The sequence below is a fragment of the Micromonospora yongxingensis genome, assembly GCF_052601155.1.
Genome location: NZ_JBQXEO010000001.1, coordinates 529,665 through 545,479, shown reverse-complemented (window position 1 = coordinate 545,479; position 15,815 = coordinate 529,665). Strand labels below are relative to the sequence as shown.

General features: G+C 67.1%; 25 protein-coding genes. All 25 read right to left on the bottom strand.

The genetic code is table 11. From position 1 onward, the window contains the following. Nucleotides 1–6: 6 nt before the first annotated feature. On the bottom strand, nt 7–660 hold the full coding sequence (locus tag ACTWLT_RS02660) for an adenylate kinase (RefSeq protein ID WP_030329911.1): 654 nt from the start codon (nt 658–660) through the stop codon (nt 7–9). Then, nucleotides 661–1,989, bottom strand: a complete 1,329-nt coding sequence (secY, locus tag ACTWLT_RS02655; protein WP_252418871.1) for a preprotein translocase subunit SecY — start codon at nt 1,987–1,989, stop codon at nt 661–663. Between the two features lie 234 nt (nt 1,990–2,223). Continuing rightward, complete coding sequence (gene rplO, locus ACTWLT_RS02650) at nt 2,224–2,667, bottom strand: 50S ribosomal protein L15 (RefSeq protein ID WP_252418870.1); 444 nt, start codon at nt 2,665–2,667, stop codon at nt 2,224–2,226. Continuing rightward, a complete protein-coding gene (gene rpmD / locus ACTWLT_RS02645; RefSeq protein ID WP_074314584.1) occupies nt 2,667–2,849 on the bottom strand; it encodes a 50S ribosomal protein L30 in 183 nt (60 codons plus the stop codon). The genes rplO and rpmD overlap by 1 nt, the downstream gene beginning before the upstream one ends. Beyond that, entirely contained in the window at nt 2,849–3,463 is a 615-nt protein-coding gene (rpsE, locus tag ACTWLT_RS02640) for a 30S ribosomal protein S5 (RefSeq protein WP_074314587.1), read from the bottom strand. The genes rpmD and rpsE overlap by 1 nt, the downstream gene beginning before the upstream one ends. A gap of 33 nt (nt 3,464–3,496) precedes the next feature. Then, a complete protein-coding gene (rplR, locus tag ACTWLT_RS02635; protein WP_030329901.1) occupies nt 3,497–3,886 on the bottom strand; it encodes a 50S ribosomal protein L18 in 390 nt (129 codons plus the stop codon). Next, on the bottom strand, nt 3,883–4,425 hold the full coding sequence (gene rplF / locus ACTWLT_RS02630; protein WP_124860508.1) for a 50S ribosomal protein L6: 543 nt from the start codon (nt 4,423–4,425) through the stop codon (nt 3,883–3,885). The genes rplR and rplF overlap by 4 nt, the downstream gene beginning before the upstream one ends. A gap of 16 nt (nt 4,426–4,441) precedes the next feature. Further along, a complete protein-coding gene (gene rpsH, locus ACTWLT_RS02625) occupies nt 4,442–4,849 on the bottom strand; it encodes a 30S ribosomal protein S8 (RefSeq protein WP_007465270.1) in 408 nt (135 codons plus the stop codon). Nucleotides 4,850–4,965: 116 nt separating this feature from the next. Further along, entirely contained in the window at nt 4,966–5,151 is a 186-nt protein-coding gene (locus ACTWLT_RS02620) for a type Z 30S ribosomal protein S14 (RefSeq protein WP_007465272.1), read from the bottom strand. A 1-nt stretch (nt 5,152) separates the two neighbouring features. After that, nucleotides 5,153–5,719: a 50S ribosomal protein L5 gene (gene rplE, locus ACTWLT_RS02615; protein ID WP_074314595.1), complete on the bottom strand. Its 567-nt coding sequence runs from the start codon at nt 5,717–5,719 to the stop codon at nt 5,153–5,155. Further along, nucleotides 5,719–6,039 (bottom strand): 50S ribosomal protein L24, encoded by a 321-nt coding sequence (gene rplX / locus ACTWLT_RS02610; RefSeq protein ID WP_204942100.1) that lies wholly within the window; start codon nt 6,037–6,039, stop codon nt 5,719–5,721. The genes rplE and rplX overlap by 1 nt, the downstream gene beginning before the upstream one ends. After that, nucleotides 6,036–6,404 carry a 50S ribosomal protein L14 gene (gene rplN / locus ACTWLT_RS02605; RefSeq protein ID WP_015619002.1) on the bottom strand — a complete coding sequence of 123 codons (369 nt, stop codon included), beginning with the start codon at nt 6,402–6,404 and terminating at the stop codon, nt 6,036–6,038. The genes rplX and rplN overlap by 4 nt, the downstream gene beginning before the upstream one ends. Nucleotides 6,405–6,505: 101 nt before the next feature. Next, nucleotides 6,506–6,784: a 30S ribosomal protein S17 gene (gene rpsQ / locus ACTWLT_RS02600; protein ID WP_252418869.1), complete on the bottom strand. Its 279-nt coding sequence runs from the start codon at nt 6,782–6,784 to the stop codon at nt 6,506–6,508. Continuing rightward, on the bottom strand, nt 6,781–7,017 hold the full coding sequence (gene rpmC / locus ACTWLT_RS02595) for a 50S ribosomal protein L29 (protein ID WP_007465283.1): 237 nt from the start codon (nt 7,015–7,017) through the stop codon (nt 6,781–6,783). Before rpmC ends, rpsQ begins: the two co-directional genes overlap by 4 nt. Then, entirely contained in the window at nt 7,017–7,442 is a 426-nt protein-coding gene (gene rplP / locus ACTWLT_RS02590) for a 50S ribosomal protein L16 (protein WP_007465292.1), read from the bottom strand. Before rplP ends, rpmC begins: the two co-directional genes overlap by 1 nt. A 3-nt stretch (nt 7,443–7,445) precedes the next feature. After that, on the bottom strand, nt 7,446–8,318 hold the full coding sequence (rpsC, locus tag ACTWLT_RS02585; RefSeq protein ID WP_109817184.1) for a 30S ribosomal protein S3: 873 nt from the start codon (nt 8,316–8,318) through the stop codon (nt 7,446–7,448). Then, nucleotides 8,318–8,776, bottom strand: a complete 459-nt coding sequence (gene rplV, locus ACTWLT_RS02580; RefSeq protein WP_007465297.1) for a 50S ribosomal protein L22 — start codon at nt 8,774–8,776, stop codon at nt 8,318–8,320. Before rplV ends, rpsC begins: the two co-directional genes overlap by 1 nt. A 41-nt stretch (nt 8,777–8,817) precedes the next feature. Further along, nucleotides 8,818–9,099, bottom strand: coding sequence for a 30S ribosomal protein S19 (rpsS, locus tag ACTWLT_RS02575; RefSeq protein ID WP_007465299.1), 282 nt, complete (start codon nt 9,097–9,099; stop codon nt 8,818–8,820). Between the two features lie 12 nt (nt 9,100–9,111). Beyond that, the gene (rplB, locus tag ACTWLT_RS02570; protein ID WP_252418868.1) at nt 9,112–9,951 is read right to left on the bottom strand and encodes a 50S ribosomal protein L2; all 840 of its coding nucleotides are present in this window, start codon (nt 9,949–9,951) and stop codon (nt 9,112–9,114) included. Between the two features lie 12 nt (nt 9,952–9,963). Then, on the bottom strand, nt 9,964–10,266 hold the full coding sequence (rplW, locus tag ACTWLT_RS02565) for a 50S ribosomal protein L23 (RefSeq protein ID WP_007465304.1): 303 nt from the start codon (nt 10,264–10,266) through the stop codon (nt 9,964–9,966). Continuing rightward, nucleotides 10,263–10,913, bottom strand: coding sequence for a 50S ribosomal protein L4 (gene rplD / locus ACTWLT_RS02560; protein ID WP_053653946.1), 651 nt, complete (start codon nt 10,911–10,913; stop codon nt 10,263–10,265). Before rplD ends, rplW begins: the two co-directional genes overlap by 4 nt. Continuing rightward, a complete protein-coding gene (gene rplC, locus ACTWLT_RS02555) occupies nt 10,910–11,575 on the bottom strand; it encodes a 50S ribosomal protein L3 (protein WP_252418867.1) in 666 nt (221 codons plus the stop codon). Before rplC ends, rplD begins: the two co-directional genes overlap by 4 nt. A gap of 11 nt (nt 11,576–11,586) precedes the next feature. After that, complete coding sequence (rpsJ, locus tag ACTWLT_RS02550; RefSeq protein WP_007073037.1) at nt 11,587–11,895, bottom strand: 30S ribosomal protein S10; 309 nt, start codon at nt 11,893–11,895, stop codon at nt 11,587–11,589. 350 nt (nt 11,896–12,245) lie between these two features. Next, nucleotides 12,246–13,439, bottom strand: a complete 1,194-nt coding sequence (gene tuf / locus ACTWLT_RS02545) for an elongation factor Tu (RefSeq protein WP_252418866.1) — start codon at nt 13,437–13,439, stop codon at nt 12,246–12,248. A gap of 213 nt (nt 13,440–13,652) precedes the next feature. Next, nucleotides 13,653–15,749, bottom strand: coding sequence for an elongation factor G (fusA, locus tag ACTWLT_RS02540; RefSeq protein ID WP_308209584.1), 2,097 nt, complete (start codon nt 15,747–15,749; stop codon nt 13,653–13,655). Nucleotides 15,750–15,815: the final 66 nt, after the last annotated feature.

The following is a 15,815-nucleotide window of genomic DNA, read 5'->3' as shown; positions in this document are numbered from 1 at the left end:
CGGACCTCAGCCGCCGTACGACCGCAGCGCGTCGATGGCCCGGGTGGTGACGTCCTCCACCGGGCCGGTGGCGTCGATCCCGACCAGCTTGCCCTGGGCGCCGTAGTAGTCGACCAGGGGCGCGGTCTTCTCGCTGTACTCGCGCAGCCGGGTGGCGATGGTCTCGGGCTTGTCGTCGTCGCGCTGGAACAGCTCGGCGCCGCACCGGTCACAGATCCCGGGCCGGGTCGTGGCGTCGAACTCGACGTGCCAGATCTTGCCGCAACCCCGACAGGTGCGCCGGCCCGAGAGCCGCCGGATCACCTCGTCGTCGTCGACCACCAGCTCCAGGACCAGATCCAGCGCGGTGCCCAGGTCGGCGAGGAGCTTGTCCAGCGCGGCGGCCTGCGGAGTGGTCCGCGGGAAACCGTCGAGCAGAAACCCCTCGCTGGCGTCGGGCTCCGCCAGCCGGTCCCGGACCATGTTGATGGTCACCTCGTCCGGGACCAGCTCGCCCGCGTCCATGTACCGCTTCGCCTCGATGCCGAGCGGCGTGCCCTGGGTGACGTTCGACCGGAAGATGTCTCCGGTCGAGATCTTGGGAACCGACAGGTGGGCAGCGATGAACTCGGCCTGTGTGCCCTTGCCCGCGCCCGGCGGGCCAACCAGAACGAGTCTCATCTACCGCAGGAACCCTTCGTAGTTCCGCTGCATGAGTTGGCTCTCGATCTGCTTCACGGTCTCCAGACCGACGCCGACCATGATGAGCACAGCGGTGCCGCCGAACGGGAAGTTCTGGTACTGCTGGTTGTCCAGCCAGATGAAGAAGAAGTTCGGCAGGATCGAGATGACGCCGAGGTACAGCGCACCCGGCAGGGTGATCCGGCTGAGGATGAAGTCCAGGTAGTCGGCGGTCGGCTTGCCCGGGCGGATGCCCGGCACGAACCCGCCGTACTTCTTCATGTTGTCCGCGACCTCGGTCGGGTTGAACGTGATCGAGACGTAGAAGTACGTGAAGAAGATGATCATCAGGAAGTAGACCGTGATGTAGATCGGGCTACTCGGGTTGACCAGGTTGTTCTGGATCCACGCCTGGGTCTTGCCCGGGTCGGTCTGGTCGAAGAACTGCAGGGCCAACTGCGGCAGGTAGAGCAGCGACGAGCCGAAGATGACCGGGATCACACCCGCCTGGTTGACCTTCAGCGGGATGTAGGTCGAGGTGCCGCCGTACATCCGGCGGCCGATCATCCGCTTGGCGTACTGCACCGGGATGCGGCGCTGCGCCTGCTCGATGAACGTGACCGCGGTGATGACCACCAGGACCAGCGCGATGACCAGGGCGAACATGTCCCAGCCCTTGCTGGTCTTGATCTGCCAGCCCTCGCTGGGCAGCCGCGCGGCGATCGAGGTGAAGATCAGGACGGACATGCCGTTGCCGACGCCCCGGTCGGTGATGAGCTCACCGAGCCACATGACCATGCCGGTGCCGGCGGTCATGGTCATCACCAGGATGGCCAGGGTCAGCCAGTCCGGGATGCCGGTGCCCCGGGGGATGATCGGGAACTCGTCGCAGCGGTTCTGGAAGAGCTGCCCCGAGCGGGCCAACGCCACGAACGCCGAGGCCTGCAGCACGCCGAGACCCAGGGTCAGGTAGCGGGTGTACTGCGTGATCTTGGCTTGGCCTGCCTGGCCCTCCTTGCGGAGCTGCTCCAGGCGCGGGATCACGACGGTGAGCAGCTGCAGGATGATCGACGCGGTGATGTAGGGCATGATGCCCAGCGCGAAGACCGAGAGCTGTAGCAGCGCTCCGCCGGAGAAGAGGTTGAGCAGGTTCAGCACACCCGTCGACTCACCCTGGAGGGTGTCGAGGCACTTCTGCACGTTGCCGTACGAGACGCCCGGACTGGGGAGCGTGGCACCCAGCCGGTAGACCGCGATGATGCCTACTGTGAACAGCAGCTTCTTGCGCAGGTCAGGCGTACGGAACGCACTGAGAAAGGCGGACAGCAACTTCTTCCTCCTGCGCGAGGCGGGCCGCCGGTGATCCCTGGCGGGTCGGGGTGGATCCCGGGCGAGCGCCCGGAATCCATGGCTGGGATGGGACTCTAACAGCCCTATCCCGGTCCGGGCAGATGTGCCCGGCTACATAAACCGATTCCGATATTACCGGGCGCATATCGCCCCAGGCAGACCATGGCGCCCGCCAGTTGCTCACAACTGGACGGGCGCCATGGGTCGTACGCCTTACAGCTCGGTGGTGGAGCCACCGGCAGCGGCGATCTTCTCCTTGGCCGACGCGCTGAACGCGTGCGCCGACACCTGGAGCGCCACCCCACCGAGATCCCCGGTGCCGAGGACCTTGACCGGGTGGCCCTTGCGGACCGCACCGGCCTCGACCAGCTCGAGCGGGCCAACCTGGCCGCCGTTCGGGAACAGCTCGGCGAGCCGGTCCAGGTTGACCACCTGGAAGACCACCTTGAACTTGTTCTTGAAGCCCTTCATCTTCGGCAGGCGCATGTGGATGGGCATCTGCCCACCCTCGAACGCCGCCGAGATGTTCTTGCGGGCCTTGGAACCCTTGGTACCGCGACCAGCGGTCTTGCCCTTGGAACCCTCACCGCGACCCACACGGGTCTTCGCGGTCTTGGAACCGGGTGCCGGGCGCAGGTGGTGCACCTTGATCGTCATTACTCGACCTCCTCGACCTTCACGAGGTGGTTCACAGTGAAGATCATGCCACGGATCTCGGGCCGGTCCTCCTTGACCACCACGTCGTTGATCCGCTTGAGGCCGAGCGAACGCAGCGAGTCACGCTGGTTCTGCTTGGTCCCGATACCGGATCGGACCTGGGTGACCTTCAGACGTGCCATCAGTGCGCCACCCCCGCACGCGACGCCAGCATGGCGGCCGGCGCGACGTCCTCCACCGGCAGGCCACGACGCGCAGCGACCTGCTCGGGGGACTCAAGCCCCTTCAGGGCCGCCACGGTGGCGTGCACGATGTTGATCGGGTTCGACGAGCCGAGGCTCTTCGAGAGCACGTCGTGGATCCCGGCGCACTCCAGAACGGCGCGCACCGGACCACCGGCGATGACACCCGTACCGGCCGAGGCCGGCTTGAGCAGCACCACGCCAGCGGCGTCCTCACCCGTCACCGGGTGCGGGATCGACTGGCCGATCCGCGGGACCTTGAAGAAGTGCTTCTTGGCCTCCTCGACACCCTTGGCGATGGCCGCGGGCACCTCCTTGGCCTTTCCGTAGCCCACGCCGACCGTGCCGTCGCCGTCGCCCACGATCACCAGGGCGGTGAAGCTGAAGCGACGACCACCCTTCACGACCTTGGCGACGCGGTTGATCGCGACGACCCGCTCAAGGTGCGGGGTCTTCTCGACGGGCGCGTTTCCGCGGCCGCCCTCACGGCGGTTGTCGCGGCGACCACCCTCGTTGCCACCGGACCCGCCGCCACGGCGCTGTTGACCTGGCATCAGCAGCCTTCCTTATCTCTCGTGACGGGGTTGTTAGAACTCGAGCCCGGCTTCGCGGGCGGCATCGGCAAGCGCGGCGACACGCCCCGCGTACCGGTTGCCACCGCGGTCGAAGACGACCTTGGAGACGCCGGCGGCCTTGGCCCGCTCGGCGAGCAGCGCGCCCACCTTGCCGGCGAGGGCGCTCTTGTCGCCCTCGGCACCGCGCAGCGAGGCGTCCAGGGTCGACGCCGACGCCAGGGTGTGACCCTTGGTGTCGTCGACGATCTGGGCGACCATGTGCCGCAGCGAACGGGTGACGACCAGGCGCGGACGCTCGGCCGTACCGCTGACGTTCTTGCGGACGCGGAAGTGCCGACGCGCACGCCCGACGGCGCGCTTGGCGGCGACACCGCGGCGGCGCTTGAGCAGCGTGGCGCTCACTTCTTACCTGCCTTTCCGGCCTTGCGGCGGATGACCTCGCCCTGGTACTTCACGCCCTTGCCCTTGTAGGGCTCCGGCGGACGGATCTTCCGGATGTTGGCGGCGACCTCACCGACCTGCTGCTTGTCGATGCCGGCCACGTGGAACAGGGTCGGCCGCTCCACCGTGAAGGTGATGCCCGCCGGGGCGGGGACGACCACCGGGTGCGAGAACCCGAGCGCGAACTCGAGGTCCGAACCCTTGGCGGTGACCCGGTAACCGGTGCCGGCGATCTCCAGGCTCTTGCGGTAGCCCTCGGTGACCCCGACGATCATGTTGGCAACCAGCGTACGGCTCAGGCCGTGCAGTTCCTTGGCCTTGCGCTCGTCGTTCGGGCGGTTGACGCTCAGCTGCCCGTCCTCGGCCCGCTCGATCGTGATCGGCTCGGCGAGGGTGTGCTGGAGCTGGCCCTTGGGGCCCTTGACCTTGACGGTCTGCCCGTCGATCGTGATGTCGACGCCGGCTGGTACCGGGATCGACTTACGTCCAATTCGCGACATTTCTACCTGTCTCCCGTTACCAGACGAAGGCGAGGACTTCCCCGCCAACACTCCGCTTGCGGGCCTGCCGGTCGGTCAGCAGCCCCTGGGACGTCGAAATGATCGCCACGCCCAGCCCACCGAGCACCCGCGGGAGCCCGTCCGACTTGGCGTACACCCGGAGACCGGGCTTGGACACGCGCTTGATGCCGGCCAGGCTCCGCTCGCGGTTCTGGCCGTACTTCAGCTCGACGACCAGTCGCTTGCCGACGGCGCCCTCCTCGGGCTCCTCGACCGACCAGGTGGCGATGTAACCCTCGGCCTTCAGGACCTCGGCGATGTTCGCCTTGATCTTGGAGTAGGGCATCTTCACCTGATCGTGGTACGCCTGGTTGGCGTTACGCAGACGCGTGAGCATGTCTGCGATCGGGTCGGTCATCGTCATGGATTTCGTCAGCCTTTCTCGCCGGGGTTCCCGGGGCATCAGCCCCGGGCCTACGGCGAAGAGCAATACCTAATCGGTGCAGGAGTTCCCGGCCGACAGCCGGGACGCGGTCGCCCTTACCAGGAAGCCTTGGACACGCCCGGCAGCTCACCGCGGTGGGCCATCTCCCGGATGCACACCCGGCAGAGACCGAACTTGCGGTAGACCGCCTTCGGACGCCCGCACCGCTGGCAGCGGGTGTACGCGCGAACCGAGAACTTCGGCTTCGCGGCCGCCTTGATGATCAGCGCCTTCTTGGCCATCTCAGTTCTCCTTGAACGGGAAGCCCAGAAGCTTGAGCAGCGCCCGGCCCTCGTCGTCAGTCGTGGCGGTGGTGACCACCGTGATGTCCATGCCCCGCTGGCGATCGATCCGGTCCTGGTCGATCTCGTGGAACACCGACTGTTCGGTCAGACCGAACGTGTAGTTGCCGTGCCCGTCGAGCTTGCGCCCGTCCAGACCGCGGAAGTCGCGGATACGCGGCAGCGCGATGGACAGCAGCCGGTCCAGGAACTCCCACATCCGGTCGCCGCGAAGGGTCACCTTCGCACCGATCGGCATGCCCTCGCGGAGCTTGAACTGCGCGATGGACTTGGTCGCCCGCCGCACCTGCGGCTTCTGGCCGGTGATCGTGGCGAGGTCGCGGACCGCGCCGTCGATCAGCTTGGCGTCGCGAGCAGCCTCGCCGACACCCATGTTGACGACGATCTTGACCAGCCGCGGCACCTGCATGGGGTTGCCGTAGCTGTGCTGCTCACGCAGCTGGGCCACGATCTCGTTGCGGTACCGCTCCTTGAGGCGCGGCATGGTCTTTTCGGTAGCCGTGGTCATCACAGGTCCTTACCGGTGCTACGCGCGATGCGGACCTTCTGGCCGTTGTCGTCGATCCGGTAACCGACGCGGGTCGGCTTGCCGTCGGAGTCCAGGACCTGCACGTTCGAGACGTGGATCGGGGCCTCCTGGGTGACGATGCCGCCGGTCTTGGCGCCACGCTGGGTGGTGCTGATGCGGGTGTGCTTCTTGACCCGGTTCACGCCCTCGACCAGGACCTTGTCCTGCCGCGGGAAGGCCGCGATGACCTTGCCCTTGGCACCCTTGTCCTTGCCGGCGATGACGACGACCGTGTCGCCCTTCTTGACCTTCACGGTCACAACACCTCCGGCGCGAGGGAAATAATCTTCATGAACCGCTTGTCCCGCAGCTCCCGACCCACCGGGCCGAAGATGCGGGTTCCGCGCGGGTCCCCACCGTCCTTGATGATGACGGCGGCGTTCTCGTCGAAGCGGATGTACGAGCCGTCCGGCCGCCGCTTCTCCTTCGCGGTGCGGACGATGACCGCCTTGACGACGTCGCCCTTCTTGACACCGGCACCCGGGATCGCGTCCTTGACGGTGGCCACGATGACGTCGCCGATGCTCGCGTAGCGCCGACCGGAGCCACCGAGAACCCGGATGCACAGGATCTCCCGAGCACCCGTGTTGTCGGCGACGCGCAGTCGCGACTCCTGCTGAATCACGTCTATCTCCTATGTCTGCCGGTTCTCCGGCCGCCGTAGCGGCCGGCCGGAGCCTGGCGGAACCAACGCCCGACGCAACGCCGGGCGAGCTCGAGCCTTCGCTACTTGGCCTTTTCCTGGATCTCCACGATCCGCCAACGCTTGGTGGCGCTCAGCGGCCGGGTCTCCATGATCAGGACCCGGTCGCCGATGCCGGCTGCGTTCTGCTCGTCGTGCACCTTCAGCTTGCGGGTACGGCGCATGATCTTGCCGTACAGCGCGTGCCTGACCCGGTCCTCGACCTCGACCACGACGGTCTTGTCCATCTTGTCGCTCACCACCAGGCCCTCACGGACCTTGCGGCGAGCCCGCACGGCGGCGGTCGTGTTCTCGTCGGTCATGATGCAGTCACCTCAGTCGGCGCGGCCGAGAGCCCCAGCTCACGCTCACGCATGATCGTGTAGATCCGGGCGATCTCCCGACGGATGACCTGCAGCCGCCGGTTGTTGTCCAGCTGCCCGGTTGCGGCCTGCACGCGGAGGTTGAACAGCTCCGCCTTGGCCTCCCGCAGCTTCGTGACCAGCTCCTCTTCGGAGAGCTCACGCAGCTCGGTCGCCTTAACGCCCGCTGCCATCAGGATTCACCCACTTCGCGCGTAACAATGCGGCACTTCATCGGGAGCTTGTGGATCGCGCGACGCATCGCCTCTCGCGCAATCTGCTCGTTGGGGAAGGACATCTCGAAGAGAACCCGCCCCGGCTTGACGTTCGCGACCCACCACTCGGGCGAGCCCTTACCGGAACCCATCCGGGTCTCGGCGGGCTTCTTGGTGAGGGCCTGGTCCGGGAAGATCGTGATCCAGACCTTGCCACCACGCTTGATGTGGCGGGTCATCGCGATACGTGCCGACTCGATCTGGCGGTTGGTCACGTACGCCGGCTCGAGAGCCTGGATCCCGAACTCGCCGAACACCACCCGGTTACCACCCTTGGACGCGCCACTGCGGTCCGGGTGGTGCGGCTTGCGGAAGCCCTTCGGGGGCTTGCGCGGCATCAGCATCTGTCAGCCCTCCTGCTGCGTTTCTGCCGGAGTCGTGGCGGCCGCGGCGACAGCGGAGCTGTCGATCGGCTCGCCAGCCGGCGTCTCGGCCTGCTGCGCGATGGTGGTCGCGGCGGCCCGGCCGGCCTCGGTGCCACCGGCAGTCGTGCCGGACGAACCGGACCGACCACGGCGCGGCCGCTCCGGGCGGTCCCCACGCTCACCACGACGCGGACGGGACGGACCCGCCTCGGCCGGAGCCTCCCGGCCCGGAACCGCGTCGCCCTTGTAGATCCAGACCTTCACGCCGATCCGGCCGAAGGTGGTACGGGCCTCGAAGAAGCCGTACTCGATGTTGGCCCGCAGCGTGTGCAGCGGAACCCGGCCCTCGCGGTAGAACTCGGTCCGGCTCATCTCGGCGCCGCCGAGACGACCCGAGACCTGCACCCGGATGCCCTTGCAGACCGGGTTCTTCATCGCGGACTGCATGGCCTTGCGCATCGCCCGACGGAAGCTGACCCGGCTGGACAGCTGCTCGGCCACGCCCTGCGCGACGAGCTGCGCGTCCGACTCGGGGTTCTTCACCTCGATGATGTTCAGCTGCACCTGCTTGCCGGTGAGCTTCTCGAGCTCGCCGCGGATCCGGTCGGCCTCCGCACCCTTACGGCCGATGACGATGCCCGGCCGAGCGGTGTGGATGTCGACGCGGACCCGGTCGCGGGTGCGCTCGATGTCGACCTTGGAAATGCCGGCGCGCTCCAGGCCCTTGGACATCATCCGGCGGATCTTGACATCCTCGCCGATGTAGTCCTTGTAGAGCTTGTCCGCGAACCAGCGGGACTTCCAGTCGGTCGAGATGCCGAGCCGGAACCCAGTGGGGTGAACCTTCTGACCCATTACTCGGCGTCCTCCGTCTTGCTCTGCGCTTCGGCCGGTGCGGCCTCCGTAGCCGGGGCGGCCTTCTTCGCCGCGGCCTTCCTCGGCGCTGCCGGCGCGACCGCCTCGACCGCCACGGTGATGTGGCAGGTGCGCTTGCGGATCCGGTACGCCCGGCCCTGCGCCCGCGGCTGGAACCGCTTCATCGTCGGGCCCTCGTCCACGAACGCCTCGCTCACGAGCAACGCGTCGGGGTCCAGCCGCTCGTTGTTCTCCGCGTTGGCGATCGCGCTAGCGAGCACCTTGTACACCTGCTCGCTCGCAGCCTGCGGCGCGAACTGCAGCACCGTGAGAGCCTCCTTCGCGGGCAGGCCGCGGACGAGGTTGACCACCCGGCGCGCCTTCATCGGCGAGATGCGCACGTGCCGCGCAACCGCCCGCGCGCCCGGAAGCACCGGAGCGTCGCCCTTTCCTGGCATCGCTGTAACCCCTTGTTCCCTCTATCCGTATGCCCGCGGCGTCAGCGCCGACGGCTCTTCCGGTCGTCCTTCTCGTGACCCTTGAACGTGCGGGTCAGCGCGAACTCGCCGAGCTTGTGCCCGACCATCGCCTCGGTCACGAACACCGGGACGTGCTTGCGTCCGTCGTGCACCGCGATCGTGTGCCCGAGCATCTCCGGGATGATCGTCGAGCGCCGCGACCAGGTCTTGATCACGTTCTTCGAGCCCTTGTCGTTCTGGACTTCCACCTTCTTGAGCAGGTGGTCGTCTACGAACGGGCCCTTCTTCAGGCTGCGAGGCATGTCTTAACTCCCTCAGCCGCGCTTACGCGTGGCGTAGCGACGGCGGACGATCAGCTTGTCACTCGGCTGGCCCTTACGGCGGGTGCGGCCCTCGGGCTTACCCTGCGGGTTGACCGGGTGGCGACCACCGGAGGTCTTACCCTCACCACCACCGTGCGGGTGGTCGACCGGGTTCATGGCGACACCACGGACGGTCGGGCGCTTGCCCTTCCACCGCATACGGCCGGCCTTGCCCCAGTTGATGTTCGACTGGTCGGCGTTGCCGATCTCGCCGACGCTCGCGCGGCAGCGCACGTCCACCCGCCGGATCTCGCCGGACGGCATACGCAGGGTCGCGTACGCGCCCTCACGGCCGAGCAGCTGGATGCCGACGCCGGCGGACCGGGCCAGCTTGGCCCCGCCACCCGGACGCAGCTCCACGTTGTGGATCGTGGTACCGACCGGGATGTTGCGCAGCGGCAGGTTGTTGCCGGGCTTGATGTCGGCGCCCGGACCGGACTCGACGCGGTCGCCCTGCTTCATGTCCTTCGGCGCGAGGATGTACCGCTTCTCGCCGTCGGCGTAGTGCAGCAGCGCGATGCGCGCCGTGCGGTTCGGGTCGTACTCGATGTGAGCGACCTTCGCCGGCACGCCGTCCTTGTCGACCCGCTTGAAGTCGATCAGACGGTACTGGCGCTTGTGACCGCCACCGTGGTGCCGCGTGGTGATCCGGCCGTGGGCGTTACGCCCGCCCTTCTTCGGCAGCGGAGCCAGCAGCGACTTCTCCGGCGTGGACCGGGTGATCTCGGCGAAGTCGGCGACACTCGAGCCACGTCGGCCCGGCGTCGTCGGCTTGTACTTACGGATAGCCATTGTCTACACCCCTCAGCTGACCGGGCCGCCGAAGGCCTCGATACGGTCACCGTCAGCCAGCTTCACGATCGCCCGCTTGGTCGCCTTGCGCTGACCGAAGCCGGTCTTGGTGCGCTTGCGCTTGCCCTGGCGGTTGAGCGTGTTGACCGTCAGGACGCGGACGTTGAAGATCTGCTGGATAGCGATCTTGATCTCGGTCTTGTTCGCGTCCGGGTGCACCAGGAAGGTGTACCAGTTCCGGTTCAGCTCGCTGTAGCTCTTCTCCGAGACGACCGGCGCCACGATGATGTCGCGCGGGTCGGCGATCGTGCTCACTTGCCACCCTCCTCGGTGGTCTCGGCGGGCACGCCCAGGAACTCGTCCAGGGCGTCCTTGGTGAAGACCACGTCGTCGGCCACCAGCACGTCGTACGTGTTCAGCTGGCCGGACTCGATCAGGTGCACGCGCGGCTCGTTGCGCAGCGACACCCAGTTCAGCTCGTCGGTGCTGCTCAGCACGACCAGGACCCGACGGGCCTCGGTGAGCTTGGTCAGCGTGGCCAGAGCCGCCTTGGTCGACGGCTTCTCGCCCGAGACGAACGCCTCGACGACGTGCACCTGCCCGGCGCGGGCCCGGTCGGAGAGGGCGCCCCGCAGAGCGGCGGCCTTCATCTTCTTCGGGGTCCGCTGGCTGTAGTCGCGCGGCACGGGACCGTGCACCACGCCACCGCCGGCGAACTGCGGCGCGCGGATCGAGCCCTGCCGGGCGCGACCGGTGCCCTTCTGCTTGTACGGCTTCTTGCCGCCGCCGGCGACCTCGCCGCGGGTCTTGGTCTTGTGCGTGCCCTGTCGGGCCGCCGCGAGCTGGGCCACCACGACCTGGTGCATCAGCGCGACGTTGGCCTGCACGTCGAAGATGTCAGCCGGCAGCTCGACGGAGCCGCTGGTGCTGCCTTCGACGGTGCGCACGTCAACGGTGGTCACTTGGCCGCACCGCCCTTCTTCACCTTGCTCTTGGCCGCGGTACGGACCAGAACCAGCGCGCCCTTGGGACCAGGAATGGCACCACGGACGAGCAGGAGGTTGTTCTCGGTGTCGACCGCCTGGACGGTGAGGTTCTGCACGGTGTACCGCACGCCACCCATCCGGCCGGCCATCCGGGTGCCCTTGAAGACACGACCCGGAGTGGCGCAGGCGCCGATGGAACCGGGCGAGCGGTGCTTGCGCTCGACACCGTGGCTGGCGCGCAGACCGTGGAAGCCGTGCCGCTTCATCGGGCCGGCGTAGCCCTTGCCCTTGGTCTTGCCGGTGACGTCGATCGTCACGCCCGCCGGGAACTCCTCGACCGTGACCTCCTGGCCGAGCGAGTACTCGCCGGCGTCGGTGGTGCGCAGCTCGACGATGTGCCGGCGCGGCGCCACGTCCGCCTTCGCGTAGTGCCCGCTGATCGGCTTCTTGACCTTGCGCGGGTCGATGTTGCCGTACGCCAGCTGGACCGCGGAGTAACCGTCCTTCTCGGCGCTACGAACCTGACTGATGACGCACGGGCCGGCCTCGACCACGGTCACGGGAACAACACGGTTGTTGTCCCAGACCTGGGTCATGCCGAGCTTGGCGCCCAGGATCCCCTTGACTTGCCTGTCCATTTGTCCGGTCCCTACAGCTTGATCTCGATGTCGACGCCAGCCGGCAGGTCGAGGCGCATGAGCGAGTCGACCGTCTTCGGGGTCGGGTCGATGATGTCGATCAGCCGCTTGTGCGTGCGCATCTCGAAGTGCTCGCGCGAGTCCTTGTACTTGTGCGGCGAGCGGATAACGCAGAAACGGTTGATCTCCGTGGGCAGCGGCACCGGGCCCGCGACCTGCGCCCCGGTGCGCGTCACCGTCTCGACGATCTTCCGAGCCGAGGAGTCGACGACCTCGTGGTCATAGGCCTTGAGCCGGATGCGGATCTTCTGTCCCGCCATGGTGGCTTCTGTTCCTTCTCTCGATGCCGCTGTGTTGCGGGCGCCTGTACCGGCTGGCACAGGCCCACTTCGCCGACCCCCGCGGTCGGGCGTGTCGCGCCCTCGGGCCGGGCTCCGCCCCGGGACTCCGGAGCGGTGCTGACCGCGCGGTGGGTCAAGGCGCCGATCGCAGTAACGCGACCTGAACGCCGTGCGAGGGTGGTTGGCGACTGGGCCGCCAACCACCCCACGCTCGACTGTCTCGCCACCCGGAGGTTCAGCGAAAGCCGAACACAGGCGACGAACTGTCGTTACGCAACCTGACTAGTATGCCGCACGACCGGCGGCGGGTCTAATCGGGGTTACCTAGCTCACTTGATGATCTTGGTGACGAACCCGGCGCCGACGGTGCGGCCACCCTCGCGGATCGCGAACTTGAGGTTCTCCTCCATGGCGATGGGCTGGATCAGCTTCACCGTCATGGTGGTGTTGTCACCCGGCATGACCATCTCGGTGCCCTCGGGGAGGGTGACGACACCGGTGACGTCCGTGGTCCGGAAGTAGAACTGCGGACGGTAGTTCTGGAAGAACGGGGTGTGCCGGCCGCCCTCCTCCTTGGAGAGGATGTAGACCGTCGCCTCGAACTCCGTGTGCGGGGTCGTGGTGCCCGGCTTGACGACCACCATGCCGCGCTCGACGTCCTCGCGCTTGATGCCACGCAGCAGCAGACCGACGTTCTCGCCCGCGCGGGCCTCGTCGAGCAGCTTGCGGAACATCTCGATACCGGTGCAGACCGTCTTCTGCGACTTCTCGCGGATACCGACGATCTCCACCTCCTCGTTCGGCTTGAGGATGCCGCGCTCGGCGCGACCGGTGACGACGGTGCCACGACCGGTGATCGTGAAGACGTCCTCGATCGGCATGAGGAACGGCTTCTCGGTCTCGCGCTCCGGCTGCGGGATCGCGGTGTCGACCGCGGTCATCAGGTCCAGGAGCTTGCCGGTCCACTCGGGGTCACCCTCGAGGGCCTTCAGCGCCGAAACCCGAACGACCGGCAGGTCGTCACCCGGGTACTCCTGCGAGGAGAGCAGCTCGCGCACCTCGAGCTCGACGAGCTCCAGGAGCTCCTCGTCGTCGACCATGTCGCTCTTGTTGAGCGCCACGACGATGTACGGCACACCAACCTGACGGGCCAGCAGCACGTGCTCGCGGGTCTGCGGCATCGGGCCGTCGGTCGCCGCGACCACCAGGATCGCGCCGTCCATCTGCGCGGCACCGGTGATCATGTTCTTGATGTAGTCCGCGTGGCCGGGGCAGTCGACGTGCGCGTAGTGCCGCGCCTCGGTCTGGTACTCGACGTGCGCGATCGAGATCGTGATGCCGCGGGCCTTCTCCTCCGGCGCCTTGTCGATCTCGTCGAACGGCGTGTAAGGGTTCAGGTCCGGGAACTGGTCGTGCAGGACCTTGGTGATGGCCGCCGTCAGCGTCGTCTTACCGTGGTCGATGTGACCAATGGTGCCGATGTTGACGTGCGGCTTAGTCCGCTCGAACTTCGCCTTCGCCACTGGTGTCCTCCTGTGGACTTCTTGGTTCGTACGCCCGGCGCGCCGGTCGGCGCTTAGGACTCTGTCGACAGCCTTTCCGGCCGAACGGCCGGAGAGCTTTTGTGGGTTCTGCGGCGATGAAGCCTACAGGCCCGGTCTCACGCAACCCGATCGTGGTGGCCGCGGGCGGGCGAACCTGCCCGCGACCAACCACGAATCACCTGCTCAGGGACGTTACTCGCCCGTTGCCTTGGCGATGATCTCCTTCGCGACGCTCTGCGGAACCTCGGCGTAGGAGTCGAACTGCATGCTGTAGCTAGCCCGGCCCTGGGTCTTCGACCGCAGGTCGCCGACGTAGCCGAACATCTCCGACAACGGCACCAGAGCCTTGACGATGCGGGCGCCACTGCGCTCCTCCATCGCCTGGATCAGGCCGCGGCGGGAGTTGAGGTCGCCGATGACGTCACCCATGTTCTCCTCAGGAGTGGTGACCTCAACGGCCATCATCGGCTCGAGCAACGCCGGGTCGGCCTTGCGGGCCGCGTCCTTCATCACCATCGAGCCGGCGATCTTGAATGCCATTTCCGACGAGTCGACCTCGTGGTACTGACCGTCCAGCAGGGTCAGCTTCACACCGACCAGCGGGAAGCCGGCGAGGATGCCGTACTGCATGGCGTCCTGCGCACCCGCGTCCACCGACGGGATGAACTCCCGGGGGATGCGGCCACCGCTGACGGCGTTCGCGAACTCGTAGGTCGGCGAGTCGTTGTCCAGCGGCAGCGGCTCGACGCTCACGATGACCCGCGCGTACTGGCCGGAACCACCGGTCTGCTTCTTGTGGGTGTACTCGACCTTGTCCACCTTGCGGCGGATGGTCTCGCGGTACGCCACCTGCGGCTTACCGATGTTGGCCTCGACGTTGAACTCGCGGCGCATCCGGTCGACCAGGATGTCCAGGTGCAGCTCGCCCATGCCGGAGATGACCGTCTGACCGGTCTCCTCGTCCAGCTTGACGCGGAAGGTCGGGTCCTCCTCGGCCAGCCGCTGGATGGCGGTGCTGAGCTTCTCCTGGTCGGCCTTGGTCTTCGGCTCGATGGCGACCTCGATGACCGGCTCCGGGAAGGTCATCGACTCCAGGATGACCGGGTTCGCCGGGTCGGACAGCGTGTCACCGGTGGTGGTCTGCTTGAGACCCTGCACCGCGATGATGTCGCCAGCCTGGGCCGAGCTGCGCTCTTCCCGCTTGTTGGCGTGCATCTGGTAGATCTTGCCGATGCGCTCCTTGCGGTCCTTGGTGGAGTTGACCACCTGGGTGCCGGTCTCGACCACGCCGGAGTAGACCCGGACGTAGGTGAGCTTGCCAAGGTGCTTGTCGGTCTGGATCTTGAAGGCCAGGCCGGAGAAGGGCTCCGACTTGGACGGCTTGCGCAGCAGCGGGGTCTCGCCGTCGGTGGCCGTACCCTCGATCGCCGGAACGTCCAGCGGCGACGGCAGGAAGTCGACCACGGCGTCGAGCATCGGCTGGACGCCCTTGTTCTTGAACGCCGAGCCGCACAGCACCGGGTTGGCCTTGCCGGCGATGGTGGCACGCCGGATGGCGGCCTTGATCTCCTCGGGGGAGACCTCCTCGCCTTCCAGGTACTTCTCCATCACGGCGTCGTCGACGTCGGCCAGGGTCTCCATCAGCTTCTCGCGCCACTCGGCCGCGGAGTCGGCCAGGTCGGCCGGGATCTCCTCGATCGCGTAGTCCTCACCCTTCTGGGTCTCCCCACGCCAGGTGAGAGCGCGCATGCCGATCAGGTCGACGACGCCGATGTGGTCGCCCTCGAGCCCGATCGGGATCTGGAGCACCAGCGGGGTGGCGTTGAGCCGGTCGATCATCATCTGCACGCAGCGGAAGAAGTCGGCGCCGGTCCGGTCGAGCTTGTTGACGAAGCACATCCGCGGGACGTTGTACTTGTCGGCCTGCCGCCAGACGTTCTCCGTCTGCGGCTCCACGCCGGCGACACCGTCGTAGACCGCGACCGCACCGTCCAGTACCCGCAGCGACCGCTCGACCTCGACCGTGAAGTCGACGTGGCCGGGCGTGTCGATGATCTGGATCGTGTGGCCCTTCCACTCACACTTGGTAGCAGCGGAGGTGATGGTGATGCCACGCTCCTGCTCCTGCTCCATCCAGTCCATGACGGCAGCGCCCTCGTGGACCTCACCGATCTTGTACGTGATGCCGGTGTAGAACAGGATCCGCTCGGTGGTCGTGGTCTTACCGGCATCGATGTGCGCCATGATGCCGATGTTGCGTACGTTGGCGAGCGCGTCTGCGGCGGCCACTTCAATCCCTACTTATCGTCGTCTCGACTCAACTGGTTGCGGTTCCGGCGCCCCGGAGGGCGCCGG